Below are 18,434 nucleotides of genomic sequence, written 5' to 3' on the forward strand. Positions count from 1 at the left end.
GGGCGCCGACGGCGGCATGGCCCGTCCCAGCGGCCAGGGCGCTTCGGCTTCGCGGGCGCGCGCCCAGGCGGCGGCATGGCGGCGCGACAGGGCGGCCTTGGCGCGCGCATCGGGGGTGCAGAGCACCTCGACCGCGGCCGCGCTCAGCGTCTGGATGCTCAAAGCGACTTCAGCGCCTCCAGCACCTCTTCGGCGTGGCCGGGGACTTTCACCTTGTGCCAGATCCGTGCGATCTTTCCGTCATTGCCGATCAGGAAGGTCGTGCGTTCGATACCCATGTAGGTCTTGCCGTACATGCTCTTTTCCTTCCATGTGCCGTAGGTTTCGCACATGTCGCCGTCCGCGTCGGACAGAAGCGGCATTCCGAGCCCATGCTTCTGGACGAATTTCTCGTGTTTCGCGACGGTGTCCTTGCTGACGCCGAGCACCGCGGCGCCTGCCGCCTCGAAGGCGTCCAGCAGCCCGGTGAAGGCCACCGCCTCTTTCGTGCAGCCGCTGGTATCGTCGCGGGGATAGAAGAAGATCACCAGTGCCCGGCCCGCGAAATCGGACAGGGAAAGCGTGTCGCCCCCATCACGGGGCAGTGAAAAAGCAGGCGCGGTATCGCCCGGGGACAGCGTATCGTTGGACATTGGTCTTCTCGTTTGGTTAATGATTATTCGCTGATATGGCACCGGCAGGGGCCTCGGCAAGGGCAGGGGTCACGCTTCGGCGGGCGCCGGACACCACGGGTTGTCCATAAAATCGCCCCTTTGTGCGGGAAAGAGTTCAACTGTGAAAGGACCACGCAGATGGAAGGCAGCGGCATCGCCGCCGCCCGGGCACATGCCGCGCCGCAAAAGCCGCGCGCTGCGGCTTTGTGCGTTCTGCGCGCACCAGGCGGCCTCCATGGTTGCCCGCGCCATGAGCTTCGCGCTGCTGGTCGTGCTGCTGGTCCTGCTTGCGGTGGACGGGCGCAACCTGGTACTGGAACATCTGGACCCCAGGGCCAAGAGCTGGATCGCCGCGCGCCTCGGCGCGGATGAGATCACCGTGGGCACCATCGAATTCTCGCTCGGCGCGGGGGAGGACCCCGCCGGCCTTGTGCTGCGCGACCTGGAGATCAGCCAGGGCGATACCGGACCCAGCCTGAGCCTGCCGCGGCTTGAGACGGATTTCCAGGTGCTCGCCGGGTTGCAGGGGCAGGTGCGCCCCTCGACGCTTGAGCTGGGCGGCCTGGCCCTCAGGCTGAAGCGCAGCACCGACGGGGGGCTGCTGCTCGGGGCGGGGGGTGCGGATGCGCCGATGCTCGCGCTGCTGAAACCCGGCGGCGCGGCGGCGGCAACGCCGAATTTCGGCGCGATCCTGCAAGCCACCGAGGCGCTGGACCGGATGGACATGCTCTCGGCGCTGAAGACAGTGGATATCATCGGCGTGGACCTCGATTTCTCAGACGAAGGCACCGGCCGCGTGCTGAGCGCGAAGGACGCCACGGCCTACCTGCGCCGCGAAGGCGATGCGCTGAGCGCCGGGCTGACCGCCCGCCTGACAGAGCCGGGCGCGCGCACGGACCTGACGCTTCAGGCCAGCCTGCAACGCGCGCCGGACAGCCGCCAGACCCGCTACGCGGTGCGGTTCCAGAACGCGCGGCCCTCCGACATCGCCGACCAGGTCGGGGTGCTGACCTGGCTGTCGCTGATCGATGCGCCGGTCGATGGCGCGCTGACGGCGGAGTTCGCGGCCGACGGCGCATTGCTCGGGCTGTCGGGCACGCTGAGCATGGGGGCGGGATACGTCCGCCCCCTGCCGGAGCGGGTGGTGCCCTTCACCAGCGCTTCGGTGCGTTTCGCCTATGACGCGGCGCGCGACCGGTTCGAGATCTCGACCTTTCAGCTCGACACGATCCACGGCAAGCTGCAGGCGGCAGGCCCGCTTCTGCTGGAGCGTGACGCCACGGGCGATATCGCAGCACTTGTCGGCCAGCTTGAGCTATCAAGCGTGACGCTGGCCGCGGACAGCGTCTTCGCGGACAGTATCGACTTCGCCACCGGGCAGGCGATCGGGCGCATCACTTTCGACCCGTTCCGCCTGGAAATCGGCACCCTGTCTTTGCGCAACGGGGACCTGCGGGCCACCGTTACCGGCGCGGTGGAGGCGCGGCCCACCCACTGGCAGGTCGCGCTGAACGCCGCGCTCGAGGAGCTGCCAGTGGACCGTGTCCTCGCGCTCTGGCCCGAGGCGTTCAAGCCGAAGCTGCGCGGCTGGCTGGCCGAACATATCGAGGACGGGCGGCTGACCCATTTCACGACGCATCTGCGCCGGACCGAAGGGGGCAAGACCTCCGCCATCGATTTCGCCTTCGAGGAGGGGCGCGCGCAGCTGTTCCGCGACATGCCGCCCATCGTGAACGCCAGCGGGTCGGGCCAGCTGGTGGACGGGCGCTTCGACCTGGTGCTCGACACGGGCCACACGGCGCCGCGCCCCGGGGCCAGCGATGCGGAAGGGATCGACCTAGCGGGCAGCCGCATGGTCATCGAGGACACCCGCCAGAAACCCGCGCTGAGCGATGTGGCGCTGAAGGGGCGGGGCAATATTCCGGACATGCTGGCGCTGATCGACATGCCGCCGCTGAACCTGCTGCAACGGGTGCGGATGCCCGCCGATTTCGCCACCGGCACCGCCGAGGTGGCGGCGGACCTGCAATTCCTGATGCACCGCCAGCTGAAGCCCCGCGACGTGGCGGCCGAGGTGACCGCCACCCTGCACGACGTGGAAGCCCCGCGCATGATCCCCGGCCGCAGCATGACAGCCGAGACGCTGTCGTTGAGCGCAAGCAACGCCGGGCTGCGGATCGAAGGCCCGGTCATGGTCGCAGGGGTTCCCGTGGACGCCAGCTACACCCGCGACTTCGGGCCAGAAGCCGGTCCGCCGACCGTCACCGGGCGCTTGCCGGTGACCGTGGCCAATGCCGCCGCGCTGGGAATCGCCCTACCGGGCGACCTGATCGAGGGGCAGGGCGACGGGACCTTCCGGCTCAGCCTGCACCCCGATGCGCCGGCGGACTTCGATGCGACGGTGCGCCTATCCGGCACGGGCCTGACGATCCCGGCGCTGAACTGGCGCAAATCGCCCGCCGCGGCGGGAACCTTGCGGGTGACGGGCCAGCTTGGCGCGCCGGTGCGGATCGACCGCTTGCAACTGGACGGGCCGGGCCTTGCCCTGTCGGGCGCGATCGGCTTCGACGGGGGCAAGCTGACCGGGGCAAAGCTCGACCGGCTCGCGCTCGGACGCTGGCTGGATGCGCCAGTCACCTTCCGGCAGGGCGCGGACGGGCGGGCGAAGGTCTCGGTCAACGGCGGGCGGATCGACTTGCGCGGCGGTACGCCAACGCTAGGGCAGGGTCGCGCGGCGCTGGACCTGACCCTTGCCCCGGACGAGGTGATCGTGAGCGATGCGATCCGCCTGAGGGGCGTGCGCGGGTCACTGTCGAGCGGCGCGCGCCCGCTCGGCCGCTTCGACGCCACGCTGAACGGCGCAACCCCGATCACGGGCGTGGTGCGCAGCGGGGGCGAAGTGTTCCTGCAGGCCGACGACGGCGGCGCCGCGTTGCGCGCGGCAGGCATATTCCGCAACGCGCTTGGCGGCACGCTGCGCGTCGCGCTGAAGGCGACACAGGGCGGCGGGCCGATCAACGGCGCCTTCTCGTTGCAGAATACCCGTGTCGTCAGCGCAACGACCCTGAGCGAGATCCTGCGCCGCGCCGACGCCGGGCGGCTGGCCAGCCAGATCGACGAGGCGGGGCTGGGCTTTGACGACGCACAGGGGCGTTTCTCCATCGACAAGGGTCAGATCCTGCTGAGCGAGGCGCGAGCCGTCGGATCCTCGCTCGGGGTGACGCTTGCGGGGCGCTACGACCTGGCGAGCAGGGCGCTCAACATGGAGGGGGTCGTCTCTCCGCTTTATGCCGTCAACGGGTTGTTCGAGCGTTTGCCGGTGGTGGGCCGCCTGCTCGGCGGACGCCCCGGCGAAGGGCTGCTCGGCGCGACGTTCACGGTAACGGGATCGGGCAAAACGCCTCAGGTCGCGGTCAATCCCTTGTCATTGCTCACCCCCGGTGCCACGCGGGAGATATTCGAAACACGCGCCGGGATCGTGCCCGGCGGCTGAGCCCGACCGAGAGACCCCATGACCACCCGCCTGACGCTTGCCGACTACGATTTCGAGCTTCCCGAAGCCCTGATCGCGCTGCGCCCGCTGCGCCCGCGCCCGGCCTCGCGCCTGCTGGTAGCAGAGGGTGGCGGGATCGCAGACCGCCACGTGCGCGACCTGCCGGACATCCTGCGAAAGGGCGACCTGCTGGTGTTCAACGACACGCGGGTGATTCCCGCGCGGCTGAGCGGCACGCGCCAGCGCGAAACGCCCCACGGCAGCGGCATCGCGCGGGTGGAGATCACGCTGACCCACGCGGGCCCCGACGGGCAGTGGGACGCGCTGGCCAAACCCGCCAAGCGGCTGAGCCCGGGCGACCTGGTCCGCTTTTCCGAGCAACTCTCCGCCCGGGTGCTGACGCGCGAGGAGGGCTGGGTACGGCTCGACTTCTCGCACAAGGGCAGGGACTTCGACGCTGCGCTGGAAGCGGCGGGGCAGATGCCGCTGCCGCCCTATATCGCGGCCAAACGCGCCGCGGATGCGCAGGACCACGAGGATTACCAGACCGTCTTCGCGCGCAACCGGGGCGCCGTCGCCGCGCCAACCGCTTCGCTGCACTTCGACGAGGCGCTGCTCGCGGCGCTGGAACAGGCCGGGGTGCAAAGCACCTTCGTCACCCTCCATGTCGGGGCCGGCACCTTCCTGCCGGTCACGGTGGAGGATATCGACACCCACAAGATGCACGCCGAATGGGGCGAGATCGGCACCGAGGCAATCGCCGCGATCGCGCGCACCAAAGCCGCCGGCGGGCGCGTGATCCCCGTCGGCACCACCGCCCTGCGGCTGGTTGAGACCGCCGGCGCGCAAGCCAGCGGGCTGGCCCCGTTTCGCGGCGAGACGGATATCTTCATCCGCCCCGGCCACCGCTTCACCGTGGCTGACGGGCTGATGACCAACTTCCACCTGCCGAAATCCACCCTAATGATGCTGGTTTCAGCCCTGATGGGCGTCGAGCGGATACGCGAGATCTATGCCCACGCGATCGCGCAGGAATACCGGTTCTTTTCCTACGGGGACAGCTCGCTGCTGCTGCCCTAGGACCCGTCCTAGACATATGAAACCGACCCCCGGTGTCGCTTAAGGGTCAGACGGCTTACTGGCCGATCCCCTACCCAACCCACAGAACAAGCGGAGGCAAACGTCATGCTGAGCGTGCTGAAGAATTCCTGGGCCCTGTTTCTGGGCCTGCTTCTGCTGATGATCGGCAACGGCCTTCAGGGTACGCTGCTGGGCCTGCGCGGGGCGATCGAGGGATTCGACGCATCCATAATGTCGCTGATCATGTCCGCCTATTTCGCCGGGTTCCTGTTCGGCTCTCGGCTGACGCCGATAATGATCCGCCGGGTGGGCCACGTGCGGGTGTTCGCGGCACTCGCCTCGCTGATCTCGGCGGCATTCATCCTGTATGCGGCCCTGCCGAACCCGCTGATCTGGGGGGCGATGCGGCTGCTCGTGGGCATGTGCTTCGCGGGCGTCTACGTGGTGGCGGAAAGCTGGCTGAATGAAAGCGCCACCAACGAAAACCGGGGCCAGGCGCTGTCGCTCTACCTTATCGTGCAGATGGTGGGCGTGATCTCGGCGCAGGGGCTGCTGAACCTTGCGGACGCAGGTGGCTACACGCTGTTCGTCATCATGTCGGTGCTGGTGTCCGTTTCCTTCGCGCCGATCTTGCTGTCGGTGAGCCCGGCGCCGGTGTTCTCGGCCACCAAACGCATGACCCTGCGCGAGGTCTACAACGTCTCGCCGCTGGGCATGGTCGGCATGTTCCTTCTGGGAAGCATCGTCGCGGCGATGTTTGGCATGTCGGCGGTCTATGCCACCGAGGCGGGGCTGACGATTGCCCAGACGTCTCTTTTCGTAGCGATGATCTATTTCGGCGGCATGGTCCTGCAGTTCCCCATCGGCTGGATGTCGGACCGGATGGACCGCCGCTGGCTGATCCTCGGCTGCACCGCCGCCGGGGCGCTGTCCGTGGTGGTGCTGCTGCCCTTCGTCGATAGTTTCACCGTGGTCTGCATCCTCGGCTTCGTGATCGGGGGCGTATCCAACCCGCTTTATGCGCTGCTGATCGCCTATACCAACGACTTCCTCGAGCATGAGGACATGACGGCCGCCTCGGGTGGGCTGATCTTCGCCACCGGGGTCGGGGCGATCTTCGGGCCGCTGATCATCGGTGTTCTGATGAACGCCTTCGGCTCGTCGATGTTCTTCATCTTCATCGGCGGCGTCCTGGCGCTGATCGCGGCCTATGCCGCCTATCGCATGACGCAGCGCGCCGCGCCGAGCGCGGACGACACGTCGAGCTACGCGCCGGTGCTGCCGCAGGCCACGGCCGTCGCGGTGGAATTCGCGCAGGAATACGCCATCGAGCGCGCGATCGACGAAGAGGAAGCAGAGGACGCCGCTGTCGCCCCCGCCAGTGCCGACGCAGCACCCTGACGGGGGATTGCAGTTTCGCCACAACCTGCCACCATGCGGGGATGACGAAGAACGACATCACATATGAAGACGTGCTCCACTTCTGGATCGACGACGTGGGGCCGACGGACTGGTACACCGCCTCGGATGAGCTGGACGCCAGGATCACCAAGCGTTTCCTGCCCGCCTGGGAAGCCGTGCGTCAGGCCGGATCTGCCCCGTGGACGGACACGCCGGAGCAGATGCTGGCCTCCGCGATCCTGCTGGATCAGTTCTCGCGCAACATGCACCGGGGCAGGGCCGAGGCGTTCCTGCTGGACCCGCTGGCGCGGGACACGGTGCGCACAGCGCTTGCGCGGGGCGACGACGCGGCGATCCCCGCGCCCCAGAAGCAGTTCCTGTTCCTGCCCTTCACCCATGCCGAGGACATGGCGACCCAAGACGAGGGGCTGGCGCACCTGGAACGCGCGATGCCCGGGTCCCCGACACTCGAACACCTGCGCGCGCATCGTGAAATCATCCGCAGATTCGGCCGCTTCCCGTTCCGCAACGCGGCCCTCGGGCGCGACACCACCGCCGAGGAGCAACGCTTCATGGACAGGGGCGGATACGGCGAAATCCTCAGGGAACTGCGCGCGGCGCAGGACGAGGGTGCGGCATGACAACCGGGCGGTGGTAGTCGGCTGAGAAATGGTTTAATGGTAAGCTAATTTATCCAGGGAGGAGCCACGCAATGGCAAACCAGTCTTTCGATGTCGTCATCATCGGCGCGGGCCCCGGCGGCTACGTGGCCGGCATCCGGGCGGCGCAACTGGGACTGAAGGCCGCCGTGATCGAGCGCGAACACCTCGGCGGTATCTGCCTCAACTGGGGCTGCATCCCGACGAAGGCGATGCTGCGCTCCTCCGAGGTGTTCCACCTGATGCACCGCGCCAAGGAATTCGGGCTGAAGGCCGAGGGGATCGGCTATGACATCGACGCGGTGGTCAAACGCTCGCGCGGGGTGGCCAAGCAGCTGTCCGGCGGGGTCGGCCACCTGCTGAAGAAGAACAAGGTGACCACCATCATGGGCGAGGCGACGATCCCCGCCAAGGGCAAGGTGTCCGTCAAAACGGACAAGGGCACCGAGGAAATCACCGCCAAGAACATCATCCTGGCCACCGGCGCGCGGGCGCGCGAACTGCCGGGGCTGGAGGCGGACGGAAAGCGGGTCTGGACCTACAAGCACGCGCTGCAACCGCCGCATATGCCGAAGAAGCTGCTGGTGATCGGCTCGGGCGCGATCGGGATCGAGTTCGCCAGCTTCTACAACACGCTGGGCGCCGACACGACCGTGGTCGAGGTGATGGACCGGGTGTTGCCGGTCGAGGATGCCGAGATCTCGGGCTTCGCCAAGAAGCAGTTCGTCAAGCAGGGCATGAAGATCATGGAAAAGGCCATGGTCAAGTCGCTGGACCGCAAGGCCGACAAGGTCATCGCCGAGATCGAGACGGGCGGCAAGACCGAGAAGCAGGAATTCGACACGGTGATCTCTGCGGTCGGAATCGTCGGCAATGTCGAGGGGCTGAACCTTGAAAAGCTGGGCGTGAAGGTGGACCGGACCCACGTGGTCACCGACGAATACTGCCGCACCGGTGTCGAGGGGATCTACGCCATCGGCGATATTGCCGGCGCGCCCTGGCTCGCTCACAAGGCCAGCCACGAAGGCGTCATGGTCGCCGAGCTGATCGCGGGCAAGAACGACGTGCATCCGGTAAAACCGGAAAGCATCGCGGGCTGCACCTATTGTCACCCGCAGGTCGCCAGCGTCGGCTATACCGAGGCGAAGGCGAAGGAACTCGGCTACGAGATCAAGGTCGGCCATTTCCCCTTCATCGGCAACGGCAAGGCCATTGCGCTGGGTGAGCAGGAAGGCATGGTGAAGACCATCTTCGACGCCAAGACCGGGGAGCTTCTGGGCGCCCATATGGTCGGCGCGGAGGTGACCGAGCTGATCCAGGGCTACGTCGTCGGTCGCCAGCTCGAAACCACGGAAGAGGATCTTATGCACGCCGTCTTCCCGCATCCGACGTTGAGCGAGATGATGCACGAATCCGTGCTCGACGCCTACGGGCGGGCGATCCACTTCTAGGGCCGCGTCCCGCGCGGCGTCCGTTCACCGGATAAATGGGGGCCGCATCGCGGCCCCTTTTTCGTGCCGCGCTAGCCCGCGCGGCGGCGGGGGGCTTTGACGGTTTGCGCGGCGTCCACGGTGAAGACATCGGTCATCCGGGTCAGCTCGGACGCCATGTGGCTCAGGCTGCCCGCGCTGGCGGCGTTTTCTTCGGCCATGGTGGTGTTGGACTGGGTGATCGCGTCAAGCTGGGTGACGGCGCGGCTGACCTCGGTGACGCCCTCGGCCTGCTGGGTGCAGGCTACGGAGATATCGCTGATCCGGGTGCTGAGGTCGTGCACCGCGGTCATGATCTCCCCGATGGCGGTGCCGGAGCTGCGCACCAGTTCCGCGCCCTCTTTCACCCGCGAATCGCTTTCCCCGATCAGCTTACCGATATCCGCCGCCGCGTCGCTCGAGCGTTGCGCAAGGCTGCGCACCTCGGCCGCAACGACGGCGAAGCCCTTGCCGGCATCGCCCGCCCGCGCCGCTTCGACGGCAGCGTTCAGCGCCAGCAGGTTGGTCTGGAAGCTGATCGAATCGATCACGTTCGTGATTTCCCCGATCCGGGCAGAGACATCCTCGATCGCGCTCATCGCCTGGATGACATTTTCCACCACGGAGCGCCCCTTGCCGGCCTTGACCTGGGCATCCTCGGCAATCGCGGTGCTGCTGGTGGCGTTTTCGGCGGTGTTGGCGATCGTGGCCGAGATCTGCTCCATGGAAGCGGCGGTTTCCTCAAGCGTCGCGGCCTGCCGGTCGGCGCGCTCGGACATTTCCTTCGCACCGTCGGCGATCCTGTGGATTTCCACGTTGATCGTGCTCGCCTTCGTCGAGATCCCCGCGATCAGGTCGCCCAATTGCCCGACCATCAGGTTGAAGCCGCTTTTGAGGTTGTCGAGGTCGCTGTCGAAATCCTCGGTGATCCGGGCGGTCAGGTCCCCGTCGCGCACCTTTTGCACCGCCGCGTTAACCGCGGACAGGGCCCGCACGCGCGGGGTGCTGTCGGTGGCGAACTTGACCACGCGGATCAACTCGCCATGGGCGTTTCGAAGGGGGGTGTAGGTGGCGTTCAGATAGACTTCCTGCCCGTCGCTGCGCAGCCTGCAGATTTCCCCGGTGAAGGTTTCCCCCGCCACGATCCTTTGCCAGAACGCCCGGTACTCCGCTTCCCGCAGCAGGGACTCTGGCGCGAAGATACGGTGGCGTTTGCCCTGAAGCTCTGCCTTGTCGTACTTCAGGATCTTGCAGAAATTATCGTTGGCCCGCAGGATGTTGCCATCGAGGTCGAACTCGATCACGGCCAACCCCGCCTCAATCGCGGTCATCTTGGCGCGCTTGTGGACGATTTCCTCCATCTCCGCCGTCATTTCGGTGGCGGACATCAGGATCCGCTCAAGCCTTCCGGCGGCGTCGGGGATGCCGACATAGGTCGCCTCGAGCCAGAGCGCCTTGCCGGACTTGGCGAAGCGTCGCACGCGGTTGACGAATGGCTTTCCACTGCGCAACTCTTCCCAGAAGGTGGCGTATTCTTCGGTGCGGGAATATTCGGGCCAGACCAGCATGGCATGGCTTTGGCCGACCAGTTCCGCCCGCGTGTACCCGAAGTAATCCAGGAAGCGGTCATTCACCGCCAGGATCTGCTCATCGGGCGAGAGTTCGAGGACAAGGTAACAGTTGTCCAGCGCCTTGAATGTCCGTTCGATGGCCTGTGCATTGCGCACGGTCGCCTTCGCGGTGAAGAATCCCATCCCCTTGTCCCGTCAGGTTTCGCCTGTGCCGGGTCTAGACGACGGAAGTTCCGATTCCCTTAATCGCGGGGGCCGCCGGGCGTCACTCGAACACGTCTTCGGGACGCTCCATTTCGGTGAGCTTCAGGTACACCAGCAGCGATACCGTGGCGGACAATCCGCTCAGCGCCGCGTTCACCGCGATGATGCCCGCCTGCCAGATCAGCGCTGGCCCCACGCCTTGGACAACCTGCTGAAGGATAAGCGAAACCGGCACCGTCGCGAGGAAGAACACCAGCACCAGGCGCAGGACGACCCCGGCAAGGGGCCAGCCCTCCGGGCGGGCCAGTTCGATGGAGCGGCGCAGCGCGCCCATGCTGGGCGGCTCAAGTACGATGATCGCGGTCATAGGCAGCAACAGCGCGGCCACGTAGATGCCCGGCACTATCAGCAACAGAAGCCCGGCAACCGTCAGCCCCGCCGCGGCGACGGGCAGCACGATCAGCGGCACCAGCCGGGGCTGAAGCCGCGCCCAGACCGCCTCCAAGGGGCGGCGGCGGCCAAGGCGCCCGTCGTCCGCCAAAAGGATCTGCGCGGCGAAGATGAGCGAGCCGATCACCGTCTCGAACACCAGGGTCGGCATTGCCCCGAGGGCCGGGCGCATGATACTCGCGAAGGACCAGGATCCGAGCCCCGCGACGAAGCCGAAGGACACCAGGACGAATGCCTGCTGCTTGAAGAGTTGAAGCGCGCTCTTGAATATGGCGCCACCGTCGAATTTGAGTTGTGGCGTCACGTCTTCGGCCTCGTTTTCGTGGTCTGGTCCCGATGTAGGGGTTCAGGGCGCGATTGACCAGAGTCCGCCTCTGCAGGAACTGCAAAAGTCCGCCATGCAGGACCTGCAAACCCGGTTGCGGCGGTTTGGCCCTGACATTTGCCACGGAAGTTGTTTAATGTTCAACGACGTCCCGAATGGAGCACAGCTATGACGAGTCGTGACACCAAGACCCGCGACCTGAAGAACCGCGCCGAGCGCCACCCCGAGAAGCAGCGCCGCGAAGACGCGCCGATCCTGCGCAAGCCCGAGTGGATTCGCGTGAAGGCCCCGACCAGCCAGGGCTACCGCGACACCGCGAAGATCATGCGCGAAAACAAGCTCGTCACCGTGTGCGAGGAGGCAGGCTGCCCCAACGTCGGCGAATGCTGGAGCCAGGGCCACGCCACCATGATGATCATGGGCGAAATCTGCACCCGCGGCTGCACCTTCTGCAACGTCGCCACCGGGCGGCCCGACGCGCTGGACGTGTTCGAACCGGCCCGCGTCGCCGTGGCGGTGGATAAGCTGGGGCTGAACCACGTGGTCATCACCAGCGTGGACCGCGACGACCTGGACGATGGCGGGGCCGAGCATATCGCCCAGACCATCCGCGCGGTGCGGCGCAAGACGCCCACCACCACGATCGAGGTGCTGACGCCGGATTTCCTGAAATGCCCCGACAGCGCGCTTGAAACGGTGGTGGAGGCGCGCCCCGACGTCTTCAACCACAACCTCGAAACCGTGCCGGGCCTCTACCCGCAGGTGCGCCCGGGCGCGCGCTACTTCCATTCCCTGCGCCTGCTTCAGCGGGTGAAGGAACTGGACCCTGCGATGTTCACCAAGTCCGGCATCATGGTCGGCCTGGGCGAGGATCGCCAGTCCGTGCACCAGGTGATGGACGACATGCGCGCCGCGGACGTGGATTTCCTGACCATCGGGCAATACCTGCAACCGACGCCGAAGCACCACGCGGTGGCCCGTTTCGTCACCCCCGACGAGTTCAAGAGCTATGAAAAGGCGGCCTACGGGAAGGGCTTCCTCATGGTCTCGGCAACGCCGCTGACGCGGTCCAGCTACCACGCGGGGGATGATTTCGCCCGTCTGCGCGCCGCACGGCTGGCCAAACTGGCAGACTGACGGGGGAGGGGCCCGCGATCGCGGACCCCGGCACCTCAGGCTGCGCGCGGATTGCGATCGGGGCGCGCCTTTCCGAGCAGGCCGAACAGGTCGCGCGGGTCCGCCGGGTCGGGCAGTAGCTCGATATCCTCGGCGTAGCCGGTCCCGCGCGCAAGGTCGTGCAGGTAGGTCAGGGCGGTGAAATCCTCCACCGCGAAGCCGACGCTGTCGAACAGCGTGACGTCCTGCGGCCCGCGCCGCCCCGCCGCTGCGCCGGTGATCACTTGCCACAGCTCTGTCACCGGATGATCCGGGGCGAGTTGCTGGATCTCCCCCTCAACCCGCGTCTGCTCGGGGTATTCCACGAAGATGTTGGCCCGGTGCAGAAGCGGCGGGGCGAGTTCGGTCTTGCCGGGACAGTCGCCCCCGACAGCGTTCAGATGCACCCCGGCGCCGATCATGTTGTCGCTGAGGATGGTGGCGAACTGCTTGTCCGCCGTCACCGTGGTCACGATATCCGCGCCGGCCACCGCCGCCTCGGCGGAGGGGGCGGTGGTGACCTCGAAGCCCAGCGGGACAAGGTTGGCCCGCGCCTTTTCCGTGGCGCGCGCGTCGATATCGTAAAGCCGGAGCCGGTTGATCCCCAGCACGGCGCGGAACGCCAGGGCCTGGAACTCGCATTGCGCGCCGCTACCGATGATCGCCATGGTGGTCGAGTCCGGGCGCGCCAGGTGGCGCGCGGCCATCGCCGACATCGCCGCCGTGCGCAGCGCGGTCAGCACGGTCATCTCTGACACGAGCACCGGGTAGCCGGTCGCCACGTCCGAAAGCACCCCGAAGGCCACCACCGTCTGCAAGCCCGAGGCGGTGTTGACGGGATGGCAGTTCACGCATTTGAACCCATAGGTCTGCCCGTCCGAGGTCGGCATCAGCTCGATCACCCCGTCGCGCGTGTGCGAGCCGATGCGCGCCACCTTCTCGAAACTCTGCCAGCGGCGGTAGCTGTCCTCCATCGCCCCAGCCAGCCCCTTCAGGAACGGCTCTGGCCCGATGTCACGAACCAGGTTCAGGATGTTGGAAACGCTCACGAAATCTACCATGCTTACGTCCTCGTCTTAGGCTGCGGACCGGGTGCGCCGGTCAAGGATGCGGCGGCCCATCAGGCTGGCCGCCAGGTCCACCATCAGATGCGCGGTCCGCCCGCGTTCATCGAGGAAGGGGTTCAACTCCACCAGGTCGAGCGCGCGGAGCAGGCCGCTGTCGTGCACCATTTCCATGACCAGATGCGCCTCGCGGAACGTCGCGCCACCGGGCACGGTGGTGCCCACGGCCGGGGCGATGGCGGGGTCGAGGAAGTCGACGTCGAAGGACACGTGCAGCCAGCCCCCCGCCGCGGCGACCGCTTCAAGGAACGGCCCCAGCAGGGCGGCGATGCCGCTTTCGTCGATCGCGCGCATGTCGTGCACCGTCGCGCCGAGCGTATCAAGCCGGGCCCGCTCCGCCGGATCGACCGAGCGGATGCCCATCATGCAGACGTTGGACAGCGGGACAGGCGCGGCGGGGGCGGGAAAGGCGCCCGCGAACCCGCTCTGCCCGGTGAAATAGGCCACCGGCGTGCCGTGCAGATGGCCGCTGGTCGTCGTGTCGAGGTCATGGAAATCGGGGTGCGCGTCCAGCCACAGGACGAACAAGGGCTTGCCCGCCACCGCCGCCGCCCGCGCGACCCCGCTGACCGAGCCTGCCGCCAGAAGGTGATCCCCGCCAAGGAAGATCGGCAAGCCGCCGTCCTGCACCGCCGCGAAGGCCGCCGCCTCGATCGCGCGGGTCCAGGCGACCGCTTCTCCCAGCTTGTGCAGGGCGGGGTTCGGGTGGGGCAGGTCCGCCGCGCGATCCGGGGTGACATCGCCGAGGTCCCGCACCGGGTGGCCAAGGCTTTCCAGCGCCTCCGCCAGCCCGGCGGTGCGCAGGGCGGCGGGCCCCATCATGCAGCCGCGCATGGTGGTTCCGGCTTCGGTCGGAATACCGACAAGGGTGCAGGCCGTGCTTTTCATGTGACCAGTCTGACGCCGGGCGCTGACCATTCGCGATAGGATAATTGTCTATGATGACGGGTTATCTTTCCAGAATGGCTATCCTATATTTCCATTATGGATGATCTTGACCGCCGCCTTATCACCGCCCTGCGCCACAACGGGCGCGCCGGCATTTCCGAGCTGGCCGCGATCCTCGGGGTGACCCGGGTGACCGTGCGCAACCGCATGGCCCGGCTTGAGGAATCAGGCGAGATCACGGGCTACACGGTCGTGCTGCGCAACGACGCGATGCGCGCCAACGTGCGCGGGCTGATGATGATCGCGATCGAGGGGCATATGACCGAGCGCATCCTGCGGCGCATCGGCACGTTTCCCGAGGTTGTCGCGATCCATTCCACCAATGGCCGCTGGGACCTGATCGCGGAAATTGCCACCGACACGCTGGAGGCACTGGACGAGGTGCTGCACGCGATCCGCCGGATCGAGGGGATTACCGCGTCGGAAACGAACCTGCTGCTGTCGACCCCGCGCTCGTCCCGCGCGGCGGCGTTGTAGGCGGCCAGCCGGTCTGCCGGGGACACTGTCGCGCGCTGGCCCCGCCAAACCCGACGCATCCGGCATGTCGGAATGCTGCGCGCCGGGCTGTGACTATCCGGGAAGGACCGCCGACAGCCCGACTTCCGCGCAGATCACTTCACGAAGCGGACCTTGCCGATGTGATCCAGGTTGCGATTGCGCTGCGCGTAGTCGATGCCGTAGCCGACGACGAACTCGTCCGGGATCTCGAAACCCGTCCAGGTGGCCTTCACGTCCACCTCTCGCCGGGCGGGTTTGTCGAGCAGGGCGCAAACCTCCAGCCTTGCCGGGTGGCGGGTGCGCAGGATGTTGAGCACATGCAGCAGCGTGTAGCCGGTGTCGACGATATCCTCGACCACCAGCACGTCGCGGCCCTCGATCTCTCCCCTGAGGTCCTTCAGGATTCGCACCTCCCGGCTGGAGGTCATCCCATCGCCATAGGACGACGCTTCGAGGAAATCCACCTCGACCGGCAGGTCGAGTTCGCGCACGAGGTCGGCGATGAAGACGAACGACCCGCGCAGCAGCCCGACGACGACCAGCTTGTTCGTGCCCTTGAAATGCTGCGAGATCTGGTCCGCCAGTTCCTCGACCCGCGCGGCGATCGACTTGGCCGAAATCATCTGGTCGATCACATAGCCTGAATGATCGGGCTCCATCGCGTACTCCTTGTATTCCTTGCCCCGAGCCTGCGACAAAGCGGGGTTTTGTCAATCCGGTTCCAGCGTTGCATATAGCATCCATGCCGACGCACAACGAAGACCGACTTATGCCTTATTCCGCCGACCAGCTATACGCTTTGGTCGCGGATATCGAATCCTATCCGGCGTTTCTACCGTGGTGTTCTGCTGCGCGGATTCGCAAGCGGACGCCGACCGCCACGGGCGAGCAGATCGACGCCGATCTCGTCATCTCGTTCAAGGTGTTTCGCGAGCGTTTCGGCAGCCGCGTGCTGCTGCACCCCGAGGCGCGCAAGATCGATGTCGAATACCTCGACGGGCCTTTTCGCTACCTGAACAACCACTGGCAATTCATCCCCGAGGGCGAAAACGCCTGCCGGGTGAAGTTCTTCGTGGATTTCGAGTTCCGCTCGCGCACCTTGCAGGCGCTGATCGGCGTGGTGTTCAACCAGGCGATGCAGCGGATCGTGCGCGCGTTCGAGGAACGGGCCACGGACCTTTACGGCCCACCCGCGGGCTGACTGCCCTGCCAGCTTCATTCGGCGCGCGCGGCGTCCAGCAACAGGGACAGCGCGGTGTCCACGCTGGCGGCGCGCACGGCGCTGCGCCCGATCGGGCCGAAGTCGATCTGCCGGGTCAGGGTCGGCGCGCCTGTGCGCGCCAGCCCGAAGCAGACGCGCCCCTCCGGCTTGTGCTCTGAGCCGCCGGGACCGGCGATTCCGGTGATCGAGACGGCAAGCTCCGCCTCCGAGCGGGCGAGGGCCCCTTCCGCCATCTCCCGCGCTGTTTCTTCGGACACCGCGCCGACGCGCTCCAGCGTCTCGGGCGAAACGCCAAGAAGCTGCACCTTGGCGGCGTTGGAATAGGTGACGAAGCCGCGCTCCACCACGTCGGAACTGCCGGGGATCTCGGTCAAGGCCGCCATGACCAGCCCGCCGGTACAGCTTTCCGCCGCGGCGACGTGCCAGCCCTTCGCGCGGCAGGCGTCCAATACCTTTGCGGCGGCGCTCATACGCCCAGCATCCCGTGCGCGACGCCAGCGCCGATGACGATCAGCACCGCCGCCATCGCCCCCGCGATCACGTCGTCCAGCATCACGCCCAGGGGCGAGTGCAGCCGGTCGGCCCAGCCCACCGGGCCGGGTTTCAGGATGTCGAACAGCCGGAACAGCACGAAGGCCCCGACCCAGCCCGGCCAGGGAAACAGCGTCGGCGCGGCACCTGCGAACCACAGCCCGGCGGAAAGCGGCAGCAGGGCGATCCATTGTCCCGCCACCTCGTCGATCACCACTTCCGAGGGGTCGCTGTTCTCGGCCCCGCGGGTGAATTCCGCCGTCGCCCAGGTGCCGAGGACAAAGACAAGGACCGTGGCGATCAGCAGCAGCGGAAAGCCGCCGAGCACATGCAGCCCGTATCCCACCGGCAGGGCGGCGAGGGAGCCGAAGGTGCCCGGCGCGACCGGGATCAGGCCGACGAAACCGAAACTGGTGATGAAGCGGATCATGCGCTGACCACCGTCGCGGTGGCCATGGCGGCGATGCCCTCGCCGCGCCCGGTGAAGCCCAGCTGCTCCGAGGTGGTCGCCTTGACGCTGATGCGCCCGGACTCCACCCCCGTGATGCGGGCGATCTCGGCCCGCATGGCGGCGGCGTGGGGGCCGACCTTGGGCCGCTCGCAGATAATCGTGCAATCGATGTTGGAAACGGTGAAACCACGCGCGCTGACCCGCTCCATCGCCTTTTCAAGGAAGATGGAGGAGGCCGCGCCCTTCCATTCCACCTCGCTCGGGGGGAACCACTGGCCGATGTCGCCCTCGGCGATCGCGCCGAAAAGCGCGTCGGTGATCGCGTGCATGGCCACATCCGCGTCCGAATGCCCCGAGAGGGCCTTGTCGAAGGGGATCTCGACCCCGCACAGGGTGACGGAGGAACCGTCGGTGAAAGCGTGCACGTCGAAACCGGTGCCGGTGCGTATGTCCATGGCGTCCTTCAGCAGTCGTTCGGCCCGCACGAAATCGGCGGGCAGGGTGATCTTGAAGTTGTTGCCGTCCCCCAACACGATCCGAACGTCAAGGCCGCGCTGGCGCACCAGCGCGATATCGTCGTCCGCAGGACCGGCGGCAGCGGCGTGGGCAGCGCGGATATCGTCGAACCAGAAGCCCTGCGGCGTTTGCGCGCGCCACAACTCGTCCCGCCGCACCGGGGCGACGGCCATGGCGCCTTCGGCCCGCCAGAGCGCATCTACGATGGGCAGGGCGGGGAAGGCGGCCACGCCGGGCGCGACCGCCGCGGCCACCCGCGTCAGCACGTCTTGCGTGACGAAGGGGCGCGCCGCGTCATGGACCAGCACCCGCTCGGGCGGTTGCGCGGCCAGCGCCGCCAGCCCGGCCCCCACGGAGTCCGTGCGCGTTGCCCCACCGTGCACCGGGGACAACAGGCGCGGGTCCGCAAGCCCGTCGCAGGCAACGCGGTAGAGCGACGCATCCCCGGGGTGGATAACCGCCTGAACCCGGTCGCAGGCGGGGTCGCGAAGCACCGCCTCCAGCGTGCGGCGCAGGATGGGTTGCCCGGCAAGCATCTGATATTGCTTCGGCAAATCCCCGCCAGCGCGCACACCCCGGCCCGCGGCGACGATCAAACATGCGTAGTCCATCAAGTCCCTTTCCGTTGGCCCATATTCCCGAGCCAGTTTTGCAACACAAGGACATTGCTCCACCGCGCCGGAT

The 18,434-nt window shown here is 67.1% G+C and carries 17 protein-coding genes; 8 read left to right on the top strand and 9 right to left on the bottom strand.

The window, feature by feature from the left end:
• Positions 1-158 precede the first annotated feature (158 nt).
• On the bottom strand, positions 159-632 hold the full coding sequence (bcp, locus tag DJ029_RS17385; protein ID WP_112323768.1) for a thioredoxin-dependent thiol peroxidase: 474 nt from the start codon (positions 630-632) through the stop codon (positions 159-161).
• Between the two features lie 256 nt (positions 633-888).
• Between bcp and DJ029_RS17390 the strand changes: the two genes are divergently transcribed.
• The 5 genes from DJ029_RS17390 to lpdA all read left to right on the top strand — a co-directional run bounded on the left by DJ029_RS17390 (position 889) and on the right by lpdA (position 8,737).
• Positions 889-4,146: an AsmA-like C-terminal region-containing protein gene (locus DJ029_RS17390; protein WP_157966427.1), complete on the top strand. Its 3,258-nt coding sequence runs from the start codon at positions 889-891 to the stop codon at positions 4,144-4,146.
• Between the two features lie 30 nt (positions 4,147-4,176).
• Positions 4,177-5,226, top strand: coding sequence for a tRNA preQ1(34) S-adenosylmethionine ribosyltransferase-isomerase QueA (queA, locus tag DJ029_RS17395; RefSeq protein ID WP_112323882.1), 1,050 nt, complete (start codon positions 4,177-4,179; stop codon positions 5,224-5,226).
• A 105-nt stretch (positions 5,227-5,331) separates the two neighbouring features.
• Entirely contained in the window at positions 5,332-6,627 is a 1,296-nt protein-coding gene (locus tag DJ029_RS17400) for an MFS transporter (protein ID WP_112323770.1), read from the top strand.
• A gap of 41 nt (positions 6,628-6,668) precedes the next feature.
• Positions 6,669-7,268: a DUF924 family protein gene (locus DJ029_RS17405; RefSeq protein ID WP_112323771.1), complete on the top strand. Its 600-nt coding sequence runs from the start codon at positions 6,669-6,671 to the stop codon at positions 7,266-7,268.
• Positions 7,269-7,339: 71 nt separating this feature from the next.
• A complete protein-coding gene (lpdA, locus tag DJ029_RS17410) occupies positions 7,340-8,737 on the top strand; it encodes a dihydrolipoyl dehydrogenase (RefSeq protein WP_112323772.1) in 1,398 nt (465 codons plus the stop codon).
• Between the two features lie 71 nt (positions 8,738-8,808).
• Here the strand turns inward: lpdA and DJ029_RS17415 are convergent, their stop codons facing one another.
• Both DJ029_RS17415 and DJ029_RS17420 read right to left on the bottom strand, forming a co-directional pair.
• Positions 8,809-10,509 (bottom strand): methyl-accepting chemotaxis protein, encoded by a 1,701-nt coding sequence (locus DJ029_RS17415; protein ID WP_112323773.1) that lies wholly within the window; start codon positions 10,507-10,509, stop codon positions 8,809-8,811.
• Positions 10,510-10,591: 82 nt separating this feature from the next.
• A complete protein-coding gene (locus tag DJ029_RS17420; RefSeq protein WP_112323774.1) occupies positions 10,592-11,284 on the bottom strand; it encodes a hypothetical protein in 693 nt (230 codons plus the stop codon).
• A gap of 189 nt (positions 11,285-11,473) precedes the next feature.
• On the opposite strand from DJ029_RS17420, the gene lipA reads away from it, so the two are divergent.
• Positions 11,474-12,442, top strand: a complete 969-nt coding sequence (gene lipA, locus DJ029_RS17425) for a lipoyl synthase (protein WP_112323775.1) — start codon at positions 11,474-11,476, stop codon at positions 12,440-12,442.
• A 35-nt stretch (positions 12,443-12,477) separates the two neighbouring features.
• On the opposite strand, the gene DJ029_RS17430 is transcribed toward lipA, so the two are convergent.
• Together DJ029_RS17430 and rocF are read right to left on the bottom strand one after the other, a co-directional pair.
• Entirely contained in the window at positions 12,478-13,521 is a 1,044-nt protein-coding gene (locus tag DJ029_RS17430; protein ID WP_112323776.1) for an ornithine cyclodeaminase, read from the bottom strand.
• A gap of 15 nt (positions 13,522-13,536) precedes the next feature.
• The gene (gene rocF / locus DJ029_RS17435) at positions 13,537-14,472 is read right to left on the bottom strand and encodes an arginase (protein WP_112323777.1); all 936 of its coding nucleotides are present in this window, start codon (positions 14,470-14,472) and stop codon (positions 13,537-13,539) included.
• Between the two features lie 96 nt (positions 14,473-14,568).
• Here rocF and DJ029_RS17440 point away from each other — a divergent pair, with 96 nt between their 5' ends.
• Positions 14,569-15,009, top strand: a complete 441-nt coding sequence (locus DJ029_RS17440) for an Lrp/AsnC family transcriptional regulator (RefSeq protein WP_112323778.1) — start codon at positions 14,569-14,571, stop codon at positions 15,007-15,009.
• Between the two features lie 134 nt (positions 15,010-15,143).
• On the opposite strand, the gene hpt is transcribed toward DJ029_RS17440, so the two are convergent.
• Entirely contained in the window at positions 15,144-15,689 is a 546-nt protein-coding gene (gene hpt / locus DJ029_RS17445; protein WP_112323779.1) for a hypoxanthine phosphoribosyltransferase, read from the bottom strand.
• An 83-nt stretch (positions 15,690-15,772) separates the two neighbouring features.
• On the opposite strand from hpt, the gene DJ029_RS17450 reads away from it, so the two are divergent.
• Positions 15,773-16,231, top strand: a complete 459-nt coding sequence (locus DJ029_RS17450; protein ID WP_112323780.1) for a type II toxin-antitoxin system RatA family toxin — start codon at positions 15,773-15,775, stop codon at positions 16,229-16,231.
• Between the two features lie 14 nt (positions 16,232-16,245).
• Here DJ029_RS17450 and DJ029_RS17455 read toward each other — a convergent pair whose 3' ends face one another.
• The 3 genes from DJ029_RS17455 to DJ029_RS17465 are packed head-to-tail and all read right to left on the bottom strand — an operon-like array spanning position 16,246 to position 18,361.
• Positions 16,246-16,722 carry a CinA family protein gene (locus DJ029_RS17455; RefSeq protein WP_112323781.1) on the bottom strand — a complete coding sequence of 159 codons (477 nt, stop codon included), beginning with the start codon at positions 16,720-16,722 and terminating at the stop codon, positions 16,246-16,248.
• Entirely contained in the window at positions 16,719-17,213 is a 495-nt protein-coding gene (locus DJ029_RS17460; RefSeq protein WP_112323782.1) for a phosphatidylglycerophosphatase A family protein, read from the bottom strand. The genes DJ029_RS17455 and DJ029_RS17460 overlap by 4 nt, the downstream gene beginning before the upstream one ends.
• On the bottom strand, positions 17,210-18,361 hold the full coding sequence (locus DJ029_RS17465; RefSeq protein ID WP_112323783.1) for a bifunctional 2-C-methyl-D-erythritol 4-phosphate cytidylyltransferase/2-C-methyl-D-erythritol 2,4-cyclodiphosphate synthase: 1,152 nt from the start codon (positions 18,359-18,361) through the stop codon (positions 17,210-17,212). Before DJ029_RS17465 ends, DJ029_RS17460 begins: the two co-directional genes overlap by 4 nt.
• Positions 18,362-18,434 lie beyond the last annotated feature (73 nt).

It is taken from the genome of Oceanibium sediminis, from assembly GCF_003265325.1.
GTDB classification, from domain to species: Bacteria; Pseudomonadota; Alphaproteobacteria; order Rhodobacterales; family Rhodobacteraceae; genus Halovulum; species Halovulum sediminis.